Origin of the sequence: Halochromatium glycolicum (assembly GCF_016584085.1) — a bacterium.
Classification (GTDB): Bacteria; Pseudomonadota; Gammaproteobacteria; order Chromatiales; family Chromatiaceae; genus Lamprobacter; species Lamprobacter glycolicus.
Genome location: NZ_NRSJ01000016.1, coordinates 44,244 through 60,857, shown reverse-complemented (window position 1 = coordinate 60,857; position 16,614 = coordinate 44,244). Strand labels below are relative to the sequence as shown.

Below are 16,614 nucleotides of genomic sequence, written 5' to 3'. Positions count from 1 at the left end.
CCAGGATGGCCGTTCTTCGACAGCCTGAGCGCGGTCAGCCCGGGTGATAGGAAAGCGCCCCGCCCGGCCCGAGCGGCCAGCCGGCGAGGACCCATCCCCCGAGCATCAGCGTCCAGACCGGGGCGAACACCAGCGTGTACGGAAGCATCAGCGCGAGCAGGGTTCCGAGGCCGGCCTGCGGCACGTAGCGGCGGACGAACGCGAGGATGATGACCAGGTACGGATTGAACGGGGTGATGCCGTTGGTGACGGAGTCGCCGACGCGATAGGCGGCCTGCGTCAGCTCCGGGCTCACGCCAGCCTGCATCAGCATCGGCACGAACACCGGCGCGAAGAAGGCGTACTTCGCCGAGGCCGAGCCCATGACCAGATTGCCGAGCATCACCAGCACCACGAAGCTCAGCACCAGCGGCGCGAGCGGCAGGCCGAGGGACGCGAGCCAGCTCCCGCCGGTGATCGCGAGCATCTCGCCGAGCCGCGACTGGGCGAAGCAAGCGATGAACTGCGCCGCGAAGAATGCCAGCACGATGTAGGGCCCCATCGCGCGCATCGTCTCGCTCATCATCGCGATCGCGTCGCGATCGGAGCGGATGGTGCCAGCACCGACCCCGTAGACGAGCCCGGTACTGAGGAACACAAGCAGCAATAGCGGCACCATCGCCTCCATCCAGCGCGGGAAATGCTCGCCGTCGCCGGCCAGCGGCGCGCCCGGGATCAGCACCGCAGCCAGCAGCGCGGCGATCAGCAGCAGCAAGGCCCACGCCGCCCAGCGCAGGCCCCGCTCCTCGGCCGCCCGGGCGGACTCGCCCTCTGCCGGGCCTGCCCGATCGCGATCTGCCGGGCCTGCCGGATCGACACCTTTCGAGCCCGCTGATGCGGCTGCTGTCTCGTCTTGGGTTCCGGCGGCGCCTGCTTGCGACAGGCGCGGCTCGACGAGCCGGTGGGTGACCAGGGTCCCAACGGCGGTCAGCACCACCGTCGAGGCGATCATGAACCACCAGTTCGCGGTGATCGCGACCTGGTAATCGGCGTCGAGCAACTGGGCGCCGGCGCTCGAGAGCCCGGCCAGCAGCGGATCGAGCCCGGTCAGGAAGAGGTTGGCCGAGAAGCCGCAGGTGACACCGGCGGTCACCGCCGCGATCCCGGCCAACGGCGAGCGCCCGGCGGCCAGGAACAGGCCGGCGGCCAGCGGCGGCAGGACGACATAACCAGCATCGAGCGCCAGTGACGACAGGATACCGACCAGCACTGTCGCCGGCGTCAACAGTGATGCCGGAGCGGCATCGAGCAGCCGGCGCAGCAGCACCGGCAGCAGGCCCGAGCGCTCGGCCACGCCGATCCCGAGCAGCCCGACCAGCACCAGCCCGAGCGGCGGGAAGGTGACGAAGTTCTCGACCAGATGCGAGATCAGCCACCAGAGGCCATCGCTGCTGAGCAGGCTGACCGCACCGACCCGCTGAACGCCCTCGGCCGAGACCCGCTCGACCTGCCAGCCGAGTGCGGCGACGAGCGCCGAGAGCAGCATCAGCAGCAGGGTGCCGAGCGCGAACAGGGTCGCCGGATCGGGCAGTCGGTTACCGAGCCGCTCGACCGCATCCAGCCAACGGCTCGCTCGGACCTGATTCGTCGGAGACATAGCAGAAATCAGGAAGCTTGTTCAGGCTGATCGGACATCTCGCTCGGGTCTCTCAAGACCGTTGCGTGACCGAATGAGCGGTCCGAAGCCGGACGCGCCTTAGAATGCCGAACAGCCTGGCTCATGCGTCCAGTTAGATCAGTCGCTTGCGCAACTTGAGCGGCCGTTTTGATAGGGTCTCTTAGCAATTGGACTGACCGATCGCCGGGGCCTGCCGCTGCGCCGCCAACGCCCGCAGGCGCTGCACCATCGCGTCGAGCCCGTTGCGGCGCGAGAGGCTCAGATGCTGATCCAGGCCGAGCCGCGCGAAGAACCCCTCGATATCGAAGGCCAGGATCGCTTCGGCCGACTGACCCGAGCACAGCTGCTCGAGCAACGCGATCAGACCGCGGACGATCGCCGCATCGCTGTCGGCGAGGAACTCGATCTCGGTATCGGCGCCCGGCTTGCGCCGCGCCGACAGGTAGACGGTGCTCTGACAGCCCTGCACCCGGTTCGCCTCGGTCTTGAGCGCGTCCGGCATCGGCGGCAGCCGCTCGCCGAGCTCGATCAGATAGTTATGCCGGGTGGGCCAATCCGGCAGCAGCGCGAAATCATCAGCAATCGCCTCGGCAGCGGCCTCCGGTGACGGCGCCGTCGCCGCCGGATAGGCGACCTCGATCGCCCCCTGCTCTCCGGCGCTCGCCGCCGCTTGCTGCCGGTCCCGAGCGCGCTCGGCCTTCGCTGCCGCATCGGAACGGGCTTGGTCGACGATCTCGGCCAGGCTGTCGGCGAAGCGATCGATGTCTTCGCGGGTGTTATAGAGGGCCAACGACATCCGCGCCGTGCCCGCCACACCGAGATCCTCCATCAACGGCTGGCAGCAATGATGACCGGTGCGGATGCAGACCCCGCGCAGATCGAGTTGGGTCCCGACATCGAGCGCCGCCACTGGCGGGTCGGTGACCACGAACGAGATCACCCCGCTCTTGCGCGCGGCCCGACCCTTGATCTCGACGCCGGAAATCGCCTCGACCCGCTCGGTCGCATAGGCCAGCAACGCCTGCTCATAGGCCCCGACCCGGTCGAGATCGAGCGCAGCGAGCCAGTCGATCGCCGCGCCGAGCCCCACCGCGCCGGAGATGTTCGGGGTGCCGGCCTCGAAGCGGTTCGGCAGCCCCGCATAGGTGGTGCCGGCGAAGCTCACGCGCTCGATCATGTCGCCGCCGCCCTGGTACGGCGGCATCGCCTCGAGTAGATGGCGCTTGCCGTAGAGCACCCCGATCCCGGTTGGCCCATAGAGCTTGTGGCCCGAGAACGCGTAGAAGTCCGCATCGAGCGCCTGGACATCGGTGCGGCCGTGGGCGATCCACTGCGCGCCATCGATCAGCACCAGCGCGCCGGCGGCATGCGCCTCGGCGATGAGCGTCTCGATCGGGTTGATGGTGCCGAGCGCATTCGAGACATGGTTGACCGCGACCAGCCGGGTGCGCGGCGACAGCAGTGCGCGATAGGCGTCCAGATCGAGCTCACCGAGCGCGTTGATCGGCACCACCCGGATGCGCGCCCCGGTCGCCTCGGCGACGAGCTGCCAGGGGACGATGTTCGAGTGATGCTCGAGTCGCGTCAGGATGATCTCATCACCCGGGCGCAGGTTGGCCCGCCCCCAGCTCGCAGCGACCAGATTGATCGCCTCGGTCGTGCCGCGGGTGAACAGACAGGATTCCGGCTCGGCCGCATTGATGAAGGCTGCCACGATCGCGCGCGCCTGCTCGTAATCACGGGTTGCGGCCTGCGAGAGCCGATAGACCGCGCGATGGATGTTCGCATGCCGGTGGCGGTGATAGTCGGCGACCGCATCGATCACAGCCGTCGGCTGTTGGGTGCTGGCGGCGCTGTCCAGAAAGACGAGGTCCTGCTCCCCGCTGTGCTGGCGAAGGATCGGGAACTGCTCCCGCACCCCAGGAAGTGCCTGGGCGCTCGGCGACGCGGCCGGCGGATGGATCGCAATCGAGCCCTGGAACGTCATGATGCAGCCCTCATAAGTCTGGCTTCACGGCCCTCTGACATGGCTAAGCGATTGCCTGACGACGGGCCGATTCACTTCGATGGTTGTTCCGACCGAACACGAGACCAAGCGATTCGGGCGCTTCGTTACTGCTGGTGGCGACCCGATCGGGCACCGCGGCCGATGCGGCCTAGGGCTGAACCAGCAAAGGCCAAGGCGAAGGCCAAGGCAAAGGGACAGGATATCGATCAAGGGCGCCGCATTGTGGGCGGTCGCTCGGCTAGGGCACAAGGCGACAACCTCGATGTATAGGCTCAACCGCGCAGCCGGACCAGCGCGAGCGGATAGGCTGACAGCGCTTGGAGATCATCGCGAAGGTCGTATCTCGTGGCCAGCACCCGCGCGCGTGCTTCAGCCGGCAGGCAGCGGGCGAATTTCAGCTCGGCGATGAAATCCTCGTCCAGCGGCACCTCGATCCCGGCGAACGGCGCACTCAAGACGCGCAGGATCACGGCCCGCAACGCATCGAGATCGACGCCACCGTCGAAGCCGATCGAGAGATTGTCGGTCCGCACCGTCGCCGCCTGATCGCGCAGCGCATGGGCCAGCGCGGCGTTGACGAGCTTGCCGGCGAAGGTCCACCAGCGCACCGCGCCGTCCTCATCGAGGACCAGGACGGAGCGCCCCGGCGCCACCCAGTCGTAGCCCTCGCGCAAGGTCTCCATCCTGTCCGACGCCCGCCGCGAGAAGCGCACCGGATGGCCTTCACGGGCCAGGACGCGGGTCATCGCCTGACAGAGCGCGAAGGGCAGCGGCTGCCCGGCACCGAGCCAGCGCGAGCGGCCGCGCCCGTCGCTGGGCTCCACATACGCCTTGCGGCGCGGCCAGTCGACATGCGTCGTCCGCCACGCGCGCCCGCCGAGGCTCAACACCGTCGGGCCTTCTTGCTGCACGATGAAGGTGGATTGATGCACCGCGCCGATCTCCTGACGGCCGTGAAAGACCCGCACCAGCGGCGGGCTCACGAACACGGACAAGAGCTCCAGGAAATGCTTGCGACCGAAGCGGCGTTCGCCCTCGCCGCCGAGGCCGAGCAGACCCTGGTCCGAATGCAGGATGCCGGTGTCGAGCATGTACGCAAGCACTGCATCGAGCTGAGCGGGCTCCAGATCCGCCAGCCCCGGCAGGCGCCCGAGCCAGTGCGGCCAATCGGCGGCGCTGATGCCGCCCTCCTGGAGCGCCAGGGCCATGATCTGCTGCGCGAAGATGTGCAGCGGCAGCGGCGGCGGCGTCACCGGCTCCACATAGCCCTCGCGCCAGAGCTGCAGCAGGGCGGCGGCCTGCAGGAAGGCGTCCTCGCGCGTCACCAGGAATAGGCAGTTGCGCCGGCTACCGGCGCGCCGCCCGGTACGGCCGATGCGCTGCAAGAAGGACGCCACGGTTGTCGGCGCGTCGATCTGGATCACCCGATCGAGATCGCCGACATCGACGCCGAGCTCGAGCGTGCTGGTCGCGACGATGACAAAATCGCTGCCCGCGGCGAAGGCCGCCTCAGCGGCCTGGCGCTCCTCCAGGCTCAGGCAGCTATGGGAGACGAAGGTCCGCACCCCGAGCGCCCGCAGCGCCAGTGCCAGCTGCTCGACCCGTGCCCGGCTGTCGCAGAAGACCAGGCGCTTCTCGCCGCGGTGCAGCCGCGCGATCACCCGCGCGGCGTTCTCCAGGCTGCCGACCCAGTCCAGTTCCACGTCGCTGTTGGCGGCGGCAGCGCCCGCCGTGACCTGGCCGGCCTCAGCCGGCGGGTCGAGCACCCGCCACGGCCGCTCGCAGCCGCCGGCGAGCCAATCGCACAGTGCCTGCGGATTGCCGATGGTCGCCGACAGACCCAGGCGCTGCAGCTCGCGGCCCGCGAGGCGGCTCAGCCGCTCGAGTAGATACAGCAGATGCCAGCCGCGGTCATCGCCGGCGAAGGCATGCAGCTCATCGATGATGACGGTCTGCAGCCCGCCGAACAGCCGCCGCTGATCGACGCGCCGCGAGACCAGCATCCCCTCCAGCGACTCCGGCGTCGTCAGCAGCAGATCGGGCGGCTCGCTCAGGAGCCGGCCCTTGGCCGCTGCCCCGATATCGCCGTGCCACAGCGCCGCGCGGCGCCCGAGCAGGCCGGCATAATGGGCGAGACGCGGCTCCAGGTTGTTCAGCAGCGCCTTGATCGGACAGAGATAGAGGACGCCGAGTCCCTGCCAGTGCTCGCTCAGCGCCCTCGAGAGCACCGGCAGCACAGCCGCCTCGGTCTTGCCGCCCGCGGTCGGCGCCAGCAGCAGTGCATGCTCGCCGGCCAGGATCGGCGCGATGGCCGCCTCCTGCAGCGGCCGCAGCGAGCGCCAGCCGAGACTGTTGACGATGTGATGCTGCAGCGCCGGATGCAGCTGGTCGAATGCGGTCAAGCCGGTTCCGAATGATCGGCAAGCCAGCGTGCGAATGCGTGCTCGCTCAGGTCCCCGGACGCCAGGTCCAACACGGCTCGCGTGGCTGCCGCTTCGCCGGCCGTAAGGCGATACCCGTTGCGAATCATAAAGATATAGGCCAGCATGAAGCCGACTCGCTTGTTGCCGTCGATGAAGGGATGATTGCGGATGATACCCACGGCATAGGCAGCGGCAAGATCGACGATGTCGCTGCTGCCGTAGGTGGCGATCTGCCGTGGACGAGCCATTGCCGATTCGAGCAGGCCCTGGTCGCGGACCCCGGCGCGACCGCCGAAGCCGGCCACCAGCCGCTCGTGCAGCACCAACGCCAGCTCATCCTTGAGCCAGACCGGCGCAGTCACTTGGCAAGCTCACGCAGCGTGTTGCGGTATTCGCGAATACCCTGTTCCGCGATCTCCAGTTGCCGCTCAAACTCCGGGTCGTAAGGCGACAGTCGATAGCCGCCCTCCGGCGCCTCGGTCAGGATCAGCTTATCGCCATCAGCCAGGTGCATACGGCTCAATACCTCACGCGGCAAACGCACGCCAAGCGAGTTACCTATCCTGATGATCTTCAGTTCAACCATGCTCGGGCCCGTTGCGATGACTCATGTGATTACGCCAACATCCCAGGTATCGGCACCATTTGGCAAGCGCAGGCAGCGACGGGTAGCGCCGACACGCGTACCGAAAACCTCAAAGATCCAGCTCGATATCGTCCACGCCGCCCGCCGACCGCGCCGCGCGCTCGACCGGCGTCAGCTCGCGCTCATCGAGGGTCGGCGCATAGTGCTGGCGCGGATCGAAGTCGTCGAACTGGTCGACCCGGTCGAGCACATCGCCCACCAGCTTCTTCAGGAACACCCGCGGGGCGATACCGACCTTGCCGCCGAGCTGGCCGGTGACGGCCTCGGCCAGGGAGGCCACCAGCGCGTCATCGACGACCTGTGCCACCCGGGCCGACGCGCTGCCGGCCGCATAGAGGTCGCGCACCTTGCAGCCGACCTCGCGCAGCGCCGCCAGATCGAAGCCCTTGAGCCGGATCTGCACCGCCCGCGGGTTGTCGAAGCGCGCATCGGTGGTGAAATCCACCGCCAGACGCTGCGCCAGCGGCGGCAGGCGCTGCACCCCCATCGGCCCCTCGAAGAAGGCCGTGGTGCCGGTGATCAGCAGGTACAGCCCCGGGAAGCGGCCGCTGTCGATCTCGTCCATCAGCTGGCGCAACGCGTTCAGGCTCTTGTCGCGCCCGTCGGCGCGCATCCGCTGCAGGGTCTCGACCTCGTCGAGCACCAACAGCAGGCCCGGATGCCCGGAGTCCTTGAGGATGGTCAGCACGCCCTGCAGGAAGCTCAGTGCCCCGAAGTGGTCGATGTCGCCCTTGATCTGCGCATAGCGCTTCACCGATGCGGCGACATTGGGCTGGCCGGCCATCCACGCGAGCAGCCCGTCGGCGATCTCGTCGGCGCCCTCGAGCAGCGCCCGCCGGTAGGCGCGCAGCGTCAGCGCGAAGGCCGGCGCCGAGCGCACCACCTCACCGAGGCGCTTCTCCATCAGCGCATCGGTGGCCGTAACCAGGGCCTGGGCGTCGTCCGGGTCCAGCTCGCCCTGGGCCAGCACGTCCTCTTCCAGCGTGAAGAACCAGGACTCGATGACGTTGCGGAAGGCGCCGGAGGGTGTCTCCGCGGTCGTCAGTCGCTCCATCAGGCGGCGGTAGACGGTCTCCAGCCGGTGCAGCGGCGTCTCGGTCTCGGAGACCTGCACCTCGGCGCAGGCGAAGCCCCGCTGATGGGCGCGCTCGCGCAGCCAACGGGCGAGGAAGGTCTTGCCGCTGCCATACTCGCCGCGCACCGCCTTGAACTGCCCGCGGCCCTGGCTCGCGCGCTCGAGCTCGGCCTCGAAGGCCGCGGCGAACGGACCCAGGCCGACCGCCAGCGCGTCCAGCCCGTCCTCCGGCACCGTCCCGCGCCGCAGCGCGTCGATGATGTCGGCCCGGCGCTGGCTGCTGACGGCCATCAGTCGAGTTCGAACTGGACGCGCAGCGACCGGATGTCGAGCCTGACGGTCTTCGCTGCACGATCCACCGACAGCAGCGGATAGCCATCCAGGTTCAGCCGCCTCGAAGCCCCGGCAAGAAGACCGGGCAGGCGGATGGACGGGATGCCCAGCCCCTTCGCCAGCGGCTCCATCATCTGCTGCCCATCCCCTTGGGCCAACAGGCTCAGCAGGCGGCGCAACTGCGCGTCGCTGATCGGAACCCGCCCGCCGCGGCCTTTGATCTGCTGGTAGACCGGCGAGGCTAGCAGCGCGTCGATCCAGTCGGGCCCGGCATCGCGATGACCTCCGGTTGCGGCCGTCTCGGCCGCGAGATCAAGCGCCAGCTGCCCCGCGGCCTTCGCCGCATCGCGCGCCGATGATCGCGCCGGTGATTGCGCCGGCGACGGCGCCGCCTCAACGCCGGCCGGCGCCGCGCTGGACGACCGTGTCTTCGATGTCATGGCGGTCTCGCCATCGAGCAGCCACCAGTCGGGCTCGCGCCGCGGCACCTCCTGCCAGCCCGCGACCGGCGCGGAATCCCCGGCGCTGCGGAACACCCCGAACGGCACCAGCACCTCCTGCGGGGCGCCTCCGCCGTGATAGCCCATCTTCTGAGCCCCGTAGCGCAGCTGCTCCGACCAAGGCAACACCACCCGCTGCTCCGGCGTGGCCACGCGCCGGCCCTCGACCAGGACCTCGCCCGGCTCCGGCTCGGCCCCTGCAGACAGCTCGGCGGCGGACCGGAACCGCTCCGCGTCGGTCGCCGCCTGCCGTCGCTGCATGTCGTGGTCGAGCACATGACCGTGGTCACTGGTCAGCACCACCAAGCGCCCGGACTCCCGTGCCGCCTCCAGCATCTGCCGCAGCACCGCCAGCGCGGCCAGCGACCAGGGCACACCGAGCTGGGCATTGCTGCTGAGCTGATCGTCGACGGCGTTGACCACGGCGCCGATCACCCTGGGCTGCTCACTGGCGATGGCCGCACGCAGGCGCTCTGAGAGCGATCCGCTACGGGGCTCGGTCAGCTCCGCCTTGTGGAACAGCTGCGGCGGCGCCTTCGCCGACGAGACCCGCCTCAGCGCCGCATGGCTCGCGAAGGCCCGCTTCTCGTCGCTGCTGACGCCCTCACCGAGGCTGCCCGACAAGAGCGCATAGCGGGACAGCCGGGTGATGGTCGGCAACGCCGCCAGCAGACAGGTCTCGGCGGCGGGCTCGAGGGGCTGCAGCTCGACCCAGTGATGGCGCAGCAGATCCTCGGCCAGCTCACGATAGACGGCCTGGCTCATCCCATCGAGCACCACCAGCAAAACCGGACGCGCGTCCGCCAGCGGCGCCACCCGCTGCGCCAACCCGTCCTCGATCGGCACGACCCAGTCGGCGATCCGGTCGCCCCGGGCGATCGCCGGCAGATGCCGCGCGAAGCCCTGGTTGAAGGCCTCCCGGCGTTCCGCGAGTCGGGCCGAGAGGCGCTTGTAGACGCGGCTCAGCGGCTCGTGCGCGTCGCCACGCCAGAGCTTGCTGCGCGCCCAATCGAGCCAGCCGCCGTGGGCGAGGTAGTCCTGGATCGCGGCCGCCGGCGGCGCGTCGCTTGCGGGACTGGTCGCGAGCCACTGGCAGGCGCGCAGCGCCATCCGTGCCGTCTGCAGCTGCTGTGCCCTGCCCGCGTCCTGTCGACCCGCGAGCCGATGCCGCTCGAGCTGCGCCAGCGTCTCTTGCGCCGCCAGGATGGATTGTGTGAGCCCAACTTGGGCTCGTCGCCGTCCTGGAGCCCGGTTCTTGGGCTGCTGCGCGGATGGGCTGGAGGACTGCTTCGAGGACCGCTCGGGGGGCCGCTCGGGGGACTGCGGCTGGATCGGCTCCGAGACCTGATCCAACACCTGATCCAACACCTGCTCCAGCGCCTGGGTGAAGGCCGTCAGCCGCAGCGCGTAGCCCTTGGGCAGCAGATCGGACTCGACCGCCAGCTGCGTCAGCTCGAGGCTGGCCAGCAGCTGCTCGGCCGCATCGACGATGGGGCCGATCTCCAGCGCCGGGTTCGCCGCCAGTGCGCGCTCCAGGTGCGAGACGGCCGCGGCGCCGAAGCGTGCCAGCAGCGGTTCCGGGATCGCGGCCCCGCCCAGCAGGCGCTCGCTGAAACGGCCGCGCGCCTGCAGCAGGGTCGCCAGCGCCGACCGGCCCGGCTGGCGGTCGCTCGACTGGCGGTCGCTCGACTGGCGGTCGCTCGGCTGGCGGTCGCTCGGCTGGCGGTCGCTCGGCTGGCGCTCGCGCCCGTAAAGCAGGCTGCAGACCAGCCCGATCGCGAGCATCCCGCCGGCCTGCCCGTTGCGCCACAGCGCCAGCACGACCTGCACCTGCTCCCCGAGCCGCGGCCGCAGCCAGTCCTCCAGGTGCTGCGCCATCGGCTCCGGCAGCGCCGCGACCCGCGCCGTCGAATCCGGCCGCTGCGACCAGTCCAGCAGCATGTCCAGGTCCAGGCCCTCGCCGTCCAGGTCCAACAGCGCCGTCGCCAGCGCCCGCCACGCCAGATCGAAATCCAGCACCTCGCCGAACTGGACCCGATCGCGGTAGCGATCGTATTGCTCGAGCAGGCAGGCGCTGATCCAGCGATAGTCTTTGGTCGTCAAGCGCGGGTCGATCTCCCGCAGCCGCAGCAGCTGCTCCAGCGTCCGCCAGGGGCTGATCCGCTTCGGCGCATGCCCCCACAGCCGCGCCAGCAGATCGCGCGACAGGCGCCGCTCGTCGAGGGGCGTCAGCAGCACCAGGCGCGGGTCGCCCGCTGCCTGCCCGGTCTCGCCGGCAGCAGCCTCGAGGACGACTTCAGGATCGGCCTCGGGATCGGCCCCGGGATCAGCCTCGGGGTCGGCCTTGGGAGCCGCTCCAGGGGCGCCCCGATTGGCGACCAACCGCTCGCGCAGCGCCAGCTCCGACGCACACCAGACGAACCGCAGCGCGACGCCGTCGACCTGCTGCACCCGCTCGGCCGGCGTGATCGGGTCCGGCCAGACCAGCGCCATCCGATCCGCGTCCGCATCGCGAGCGAGGATCGCCCGCACCTGGGCCAGGATCGGTTTCGGGAGGGTCGTCTCGTCCAGGAGCGTCACCGCCTTCCTCTTTCAGAGCGCCGTCTCGCAGAATGCCGTTGGCTCGATGATTCGGGCTCGCCCGACATGGCCCCGCTGCAACAGGCCCGCGCGGCGATCGCCGGTGATGAGGTAATCCGCATCACCGGCTTCCGCCATCGCCATCAGGAATGCGTCATCGGGATCATCGACATCCACATCGACAGGTAACCGCTCGAGCACAATCGCTCGTTGCAGGTTGTTCACCATGAGCCCGACTCTCGTCGGCTGTAGGACCGACTGAAACTTCGGATAACGGCTCGCGCGGCGGATCTCGTCGAGCTGCGCCTTGGACGTTACCAGCTCGAAGCGGCCGGAACGCCAGGCGCGATAGATCGCATGCGGACAGCCGTGCGGCGAAATCAGCGCGCTGAACAGCACATTGGTGTCCAGCACGACACGCATCGTCAGCGCTTGGCCCAGTCGTTGGCCCAGTCGAGGGCCTCCTGAACCATCGCTTCCAGCTCGGCGGGGTCCACAGCGGCATTCTCGGCCTTGGCCTCGTGCGTGGTGATCTCCAGGATGCGCGCCTGCACCGCCTCTTCGATAAAGCGGGACAGATCACCCTTACGCGCTCGGCCGTGGCGCGCCAGGAACAGCCGCACGGCCTGGTCGGTTTCCGATGAGATGGCAAGGTTCCAACGGGTCATCGAGACGCCTCAGGTAGATGTTTGTGCGCTTATACACCTAAAAATCCAGATCGAGCAATCTGCCTCGATCACCACCGTTTCGCCCAGTGCCCAAACGCCGGGTGTCCGCCCGCTACGACCATCGCCTCGTGATCAGTCCTAAGCTCCAGCGTGGAACGCATACCCGGCCGCTCCAGCGGCCCGGGCCACGCGACGCCGGAGCGTCGCGGACTCGGGTTCCCACGCTGAGGTCGGGAACCATCAGGGCCGTCTCAGTCTTCGCCGACGATGCGATAGCTCAGATCAACGGTCACGCCCTCTTCCAGCAGCGGGGCGAGCTCACTGAGCACCCGCTTGGCCTCGCGCGCCGATAGGCCGCTCTTCGCCTCCTGCCTGACCACCTTATTGCCCGGCGGCGGACGCAGCGGCGGCGTTTCTGCTGGCTCCACCGCCCCGGCGCTCGAATGCAGATCCGACGGCCCTGGCTGCATTGGCGACCGCGACGGCGCTGGCGCGATCAGCGCTGTCGCCTCGTCCTGCGCCCATTTCAGCGTCGGCGCGAGCTCGGTGACCAGCTCGTCGGCCGTCAGCGCCGCGGTCACGGCCTGCTTGATGCGCTCGCCTTTGGGGTCGCCGCCGCTCCAGACCTTGGTCAGCAGCGCCCAGTTGTTGTCCGCCAGCGCATGGCTGACCCGGCTCGCCGAGGCCATGCCCTTGGCCAGGGCCTGCAGGCTCGTGGCCGGCTCGATCGCCGCCAGCGCCTCGACCAGCGCCGGCCCCTCCTGCTCCTGCAGCCCTTCGAGCACCTGCACCGCCAGCCGCGCATTGGCGAGCCGGTTGCCGGCTTGCGGCAGGCCGAGCGCGCCGAGCTGCGCCGTCAGGTCATCGACCAGCGCGCGGCAGGCCGGCAGGCTCGCCGCGGCCGACGCGCGCACCTCCTCCTGCAGCCGGTTCTGGTTGGTGGCCGTGAGCAGCGGGCTCAGGGTCAGCCCGAACAGCGCACCGGCATGGGTCAGCGCCTGCTGCCAAGCCGCCGGGTCGGCCAGCGCCTGCTTCACCAGCACCAGATCGTCGCGCACCTCCTTCAGCGTCACCTGCTCGACCGGCCCGCCGTGCAGGGTGAACGCATACTGCCCGTACTCGGCGAAGACCATGATCAGCAGGTTCTGCACCGGCAGCGGCAGGCCGCGCGGCCGCGGCTGGTCGATCGCCCGGCGCAGCCGCGCGACGCTGATCCCGTCGCCGTGCTCGGCCGCGCCCCGCCCGGCCGCCTTGGCCAGCTCACGGCTCAGGTGCTGCGGCCAGTCCGGCTTGAAGAGAAAATGGCGCTCGTGCATCGCGCCGAGCCCGAGCGGTTGGGCGATGCGGCGCATCAGCGGCCGCAGTGGGGTGTCGACCTCGATGCGGCCGTTGGCGGCATGGAAGGCCCGGCGCAGCTCGCCGAAGACCTTGCCCAGGTCCGCCGTCCGGACCTCGTCCTCGAATTCGGGATGATCGGGATACTGGAACGCCAGCGCCTGCGCGAGCAGCTGCTCCAGGGCCTGGGCCATGGTCGTGCCCCGCGGCGGGCGCGGGCTGAAGCCCGGCTGCAGGGACATGATCTGCGTCTCCAGCAGCCCGACGTTCGCCAGCGACCCGGGCATCGGCTCGGCCACGCCATAGGCGCCGATCAGCGTGTCCCGCAGCTGCGCCCGCAGCTGGCTGCGCTGATTCTCCAGCAAGGTGCGCGCGCTGGCCCGATCCTGCGGGCTCAAGTGGCTGCTGTAGCGGCTGAAGCTGTCGTCGCTCTTCAGCCCCTGCTCCAGCACCACCAGCTTGCCGAGGTTCTTCTGCATCGGCTCGCTCAAGAAATACGGCAGCCAGCACAGGGTCAGCGACTGCCCGCCGGCGGCCTCGTACTCGCGCACCCGCGCCTGGTCGTCCGATGGGGTATGCCCGCCGGCGTCGAACGGGAAGTCGATGATCAGCTTCCACTGCTCGCCGCGGGCCTCGAAGACGCTGTCGTCGGTGATCTCGATGACGTTCTGGAACAGCACCTCGACGCGCCGGCGCGTGCCCCGCCACAGGATCGCGTGCTCGACGAAGAGCTGGCCATCGTCGCGGATGCCGAAGGCATCGAACACCAGCTCGCGCATCAGCCGGCGGCGGTTGCCGTCGTTGTCGTTGATGCGCGCCTGCTCGATGATGCCTTCGGTATCGACGCCGGACAGCGCCAGCCCGATGGTCGGATTGACCTCGTCGGCGATCTTGATCTCGCCCACCTGCCCGGCCCACTTGCGGCACTTGGTCAGCACCGTCTGGGCCTCGCGCCCCGGCACCGGCGAGCGGATGGTGCCGTGGTTGAGCGCCGCGAGCTTGGTCGCCGTCAGCTGCTTGAAGCTCTCGACCTCCGGCGCCAGCGCCGCCAGCACCAGGGTCTTCAGCAGCCGCAGGTCGTTGGTGAACGCGATCCGCCGGGCATCGTCGGCCGGCAGCGCGTCCAGGTCCGCGAAGCGCACCTGGTGTTCGCCCTCCAGCATCGGCACCAGCTTGCGCTCGAACAGCCGCTTGGCGTTGTCGAAGTGCGCGCGCATCAGCTCAGAGAAGGGCTCGGCCTCGGAGGCGATGACGTCGTAGAGGTCCCCGACCGGGATCACCTGGCCGAGCACCAGCTGCTCGCGCTGGGCCACCAGCAGCATCAGCATCACCTTCAGCGCCGTGCGCTCGCGCTGCAATGCCGAGGACAGCGCCACCAGCGCCTGCACCAGCGCCGGGCTGAACGGATACAGTTTGCGGAACATGGCGCGGTCGCCCTGGCTGGTCAGCAGCAGGTTGAACGCCTCCTCGCGCATGCGCTCGGTCTGGGCGAAGGCCTCGTCGATGCGCGCCTTGGCGCCCGCGTCCACCGGTGCCAGCAGCCGGCGCTCGGCGATCACCGGCAGGTTGCGGTCCTCGAGCGTGATGCTGTGGAAGCGACCCTCCCAGTACTGCAAGGCATCGCTCAAGATGGTCTGCTGCATGCCGCTGTACTGATCGCCGACGAACTCCCTGAGATCCCGCTGCCGTGCGATCAGACTCACCATCGGTAGCGCGCGCGGGATGCCGGCCTCGACCAGCTTCACGATCTTCTGGATCTCGCGGCTGATGAAGGTCTGGTCCGACAGCCGCGTCGCGAGCCACAGGATCAGCTCATCGAGGAACAGGATCACCGCGTCATAGCCCAGCGCCTTGGCATGGGCGGTGAGGATGCGCAGCCCCTCGTCGAAGTCGACGAAGCCGGCGCCCCGGCTCGCCGCGACATCGGCATAGGACTGGAACAGGCTGTCGACCAGCGCCGAGACCAGCGCCGCGCGGTCCTCCGCGCTGGCCTCGCCGCGCACCACGGCATCGAAGCGCGCCGCGTCCCACCCGCCGGCGGCATCGCCCCAATCGCCGGCGGCATCGCCCCAGCCGCCGCTCGCATCACCCCAGCCGCTGACAGCATCGGCCGCACCGTCGGCGGCATCGGTCCGCCCCGCCTCGGCCCGCCCCGCCTCAGCGCGCGCCGCATTGAGCGCGGCGAAGAAGGTCGCGTCGCCCATGTGACCGCGCAGCGCCTCGGCGTCGGTGAACAGCCGGTTGGCCACATAGAAGCCCGGCGCCGGCGCCTCGGGATGCCGGCGCGCGATCCAGCGGGCATAGCCGCCGAGCACGCCGGCCTCCAGGCTCGGCGCATCGATCATGTGATAGGGCACCAGCAGGATGTTGCAGCGCTGCATCCACTCGCTGTGCTTGGCCACCGCCGGCGCCAGCTCCGGGATCGCGCGCGCATCCGGGTGCCCCTGCAGCAGCAGGTCCAGCACCGCCATGAAGTGCGACTTGCCGCTGCCGAAGCTGCCGTGCACATAGGCGCCCTTGTTGCGGTTCTGATTCCCGCTCGCGCCGCCGGCTACTGCGCTCCTGATGAAGCCCAGCGCATCCTCGAAGCAACGCGCCAGCTGCGGCGTCACCACATAGTCCGCCAGCGTCTGCGCCACCGCCTCCGGCTCCAGCCCGTGCGCCAGGTTCAGCACGAAGTCGTTGCGCTGCACCCGCTCCGGGATCGGGATCAGGTCTTTGATCAGGGTCGTCATGGGGTTGTCCGTGTGCGTCCGCGCTGGACGAGGAAGCGGTAGCCGTTCACCAAGTCCTCTCGGGCGCTCGGCAGTAGCCTGATCTTCACGAGATCTGCCTGCGGATCTTTCGCTTTACCTCATTCAGGTCCTCGAATTCCACCTCGCCGCGCTCCAGGGCACCCAGGCGCTCGGCAAGCACCTCCCCATGCCAGGCCGGAGAGGCGATCTCGCCCGCGTCTCGGCTGAGCGACTCCCACAACACCTCCATGGCCTGGAGCTTGTCTTCGGTGGACATCTGATCCAGCGGCAAATCGAGCTTCATGGCTGCTCCCGGTGATTGGAACGCATCGTGTCTGCGGCTATGTCATCGGGTCACGGCGACATCGTCAAGGCCCGGCCGGCGCCCGGCGGTCAGATCAGCGCCTCACTGAAGACCATCTCCGCATGTGAGCCCTCTTGACCAGAACTGGTACTCCCGGTCCGTCTTGTGGCGCTTCTCGGGGAACCGGAGCCGTTCCAGGAGCCGCACGACCCGATCCTGCTCGAGCAGGGCGATCAGCTTCGCGCAGGAAATGCGGCTTGTCGGGCTCGGTGATGACGTAGCGACTGCGGCCCATCAATGTCCTCCTTCCTTCACACGGGCCGCTGGAGCGGGCAGGGACGCGTTCCCAA

The 16,614-nt window shown here is 69.3% G+C and carries 11 protein-coding genes; all 11 read right to left on the bottom strand.

What is annotated here, in order from left to right; genetic code table 11:
* Positions 1-34 precede the first annotated feature (34 nt).
* A complete protein-coding gene (locus CKO40_RS10470; RefSeq protein ID WP_200346152.1) occupies positions 35-1,636 on the bottom strand; it encodes an AbgT family transporter in 1,602 nt (533 codons plus the stop codon).
* Between the two features lie 181 nt (positions 1,637-1,817).
* Positions 1,818-3,644 carry a SufS family cysteine desulfurase gene (locus tag CKO40_RS10465; protein WP_200346151.1) on the bottom strand — a complete coding sequence of 609 codons (1,827 nt, stop codon included), beginning with the start codon at positions 3,642-3,644 and terminating at the stop codon, positions 1,818-1,820.
* A 293-nt stretch (positions 3,645-3,937) separates the two neighbouring features.
* On the bottom strand, positions 3,938-6,067 hold the full coding sequence (locus tag CKO40_RS10460; RefSeq protein ID WP_200346150.1) for a DEAD/DEAH box helicase: 2,130 nt from the start codon (positions 6,065-6,067) through the stop codon (positions 3,938-3,940).
* Complete coding sequence (locus CKO40_RS10455) at positions 6,064-6,450, bottom strand: type II toxin-antitoxin system death-on-curing family toxin (protein ID WP_200346149.1); 387 nt, start codon at positions 6,448-6,450, stop codon at positions 6,064-6,066. The genes CKO40_RS10460 and CKO40_RS10455 overlap by 4 nt, the downstream gene beginning before the upstream one ends.
* Positions 6,447-6,674 (bottom strand): AbrB/MazE/SpoVT family DNA-binding domain-containing protein, encoded by a 228-nt coding sequence (locus CKO40_RS10450; protein WP_200346148.1) that lies wholly within the window; start codon positions 6,672-6,674, stop codon positions 6,447-6,449. Before CKO40_RS10450 ends, CKO40_RS10455 begins: the two co-directional genes overlap by 4 nt.
* Positions 6,675-6,783: 109 nt before the next feature.
* The gene (gene brxD / locus CKO40_RS10445) at positions 6,784-8,100 is read right to left on the bottom strand and encodes a BREX system ATP-binding protein BrxD (protein ID WP_200346147.1); all 1,317 of its coding nucleotides are present in this window, start codon (positions 8,098-8,100) and stop codon (positions 6,784-6,786) included.
* Positions 8,100-11,222 carry a BREX-2 system phosphatase PglZ gene (gene pglZ / locus CKO40_RS10440; RefSeq protein WP_200346146.1) on the bottom strand — a complete coding sequence of 1,041 codons (3,123 nt, stop codon included), beginning with the start codon at positions 11,220-11,222 and terminating at the stop codon, positions 8,100-8,102. Before pglZ ends, brxD begins: the two co-directional genes overlap by 1 nt.
* A 12-nt stretch (positions 11,223-11,234) precedes the next feature.
* Positions 11,235-11,645: a putative toxin-antitoxin system toxin component, PIN family gene (locus tag CKO40_RS10435; protein WP_200346145.1), complete on the bottom strand. Its 411-nt coding sequence runs from the start codon at positions 11,643-11,645 to the stop codon at positions 11,235-11,237.
* A 2-nt stretch (positions 11,646-11,647) separates the two neighbouring features.
* The gene (locus CKO40_RS10430) at positions 11,648-11,890 is read right to left on the bottom strand and encodes a ribbon-helix-helix domain-containing protein (protein WP_200346144.1); all 243 of its coding nucleotides are present in this window, start codon (positions 11,888-11,890) and stop codon (positions 11,648-11,650) included.
* A 251-nt stretch (positions 11,891-12,141) separates the two neighbouring features.
* A complete protein-coding gene (locus tag CKO40_RS10425; protein ID WP_200346143.1) occupies positions 12,142-15,960 on the bottom strand; it encodes a BREX-2 system ATPase PglY family protein in 3,819 nt (1,272 codons plus the stop codon).
* 85 nt (positions 15,961-16,045) lie between these two features.
* Complete coding sequence (locus CKO40_RS10420) at positions 16,046-16,264, bottom strand: addiction module protein (protein WP_200346142.1); 219 nt, start codon at positions 16,262-16,264, stop codon at positions 16,046-16,048.
* Between the last annotated feature and the right edge of the window lie 350 nt (positions 16,265-16,614).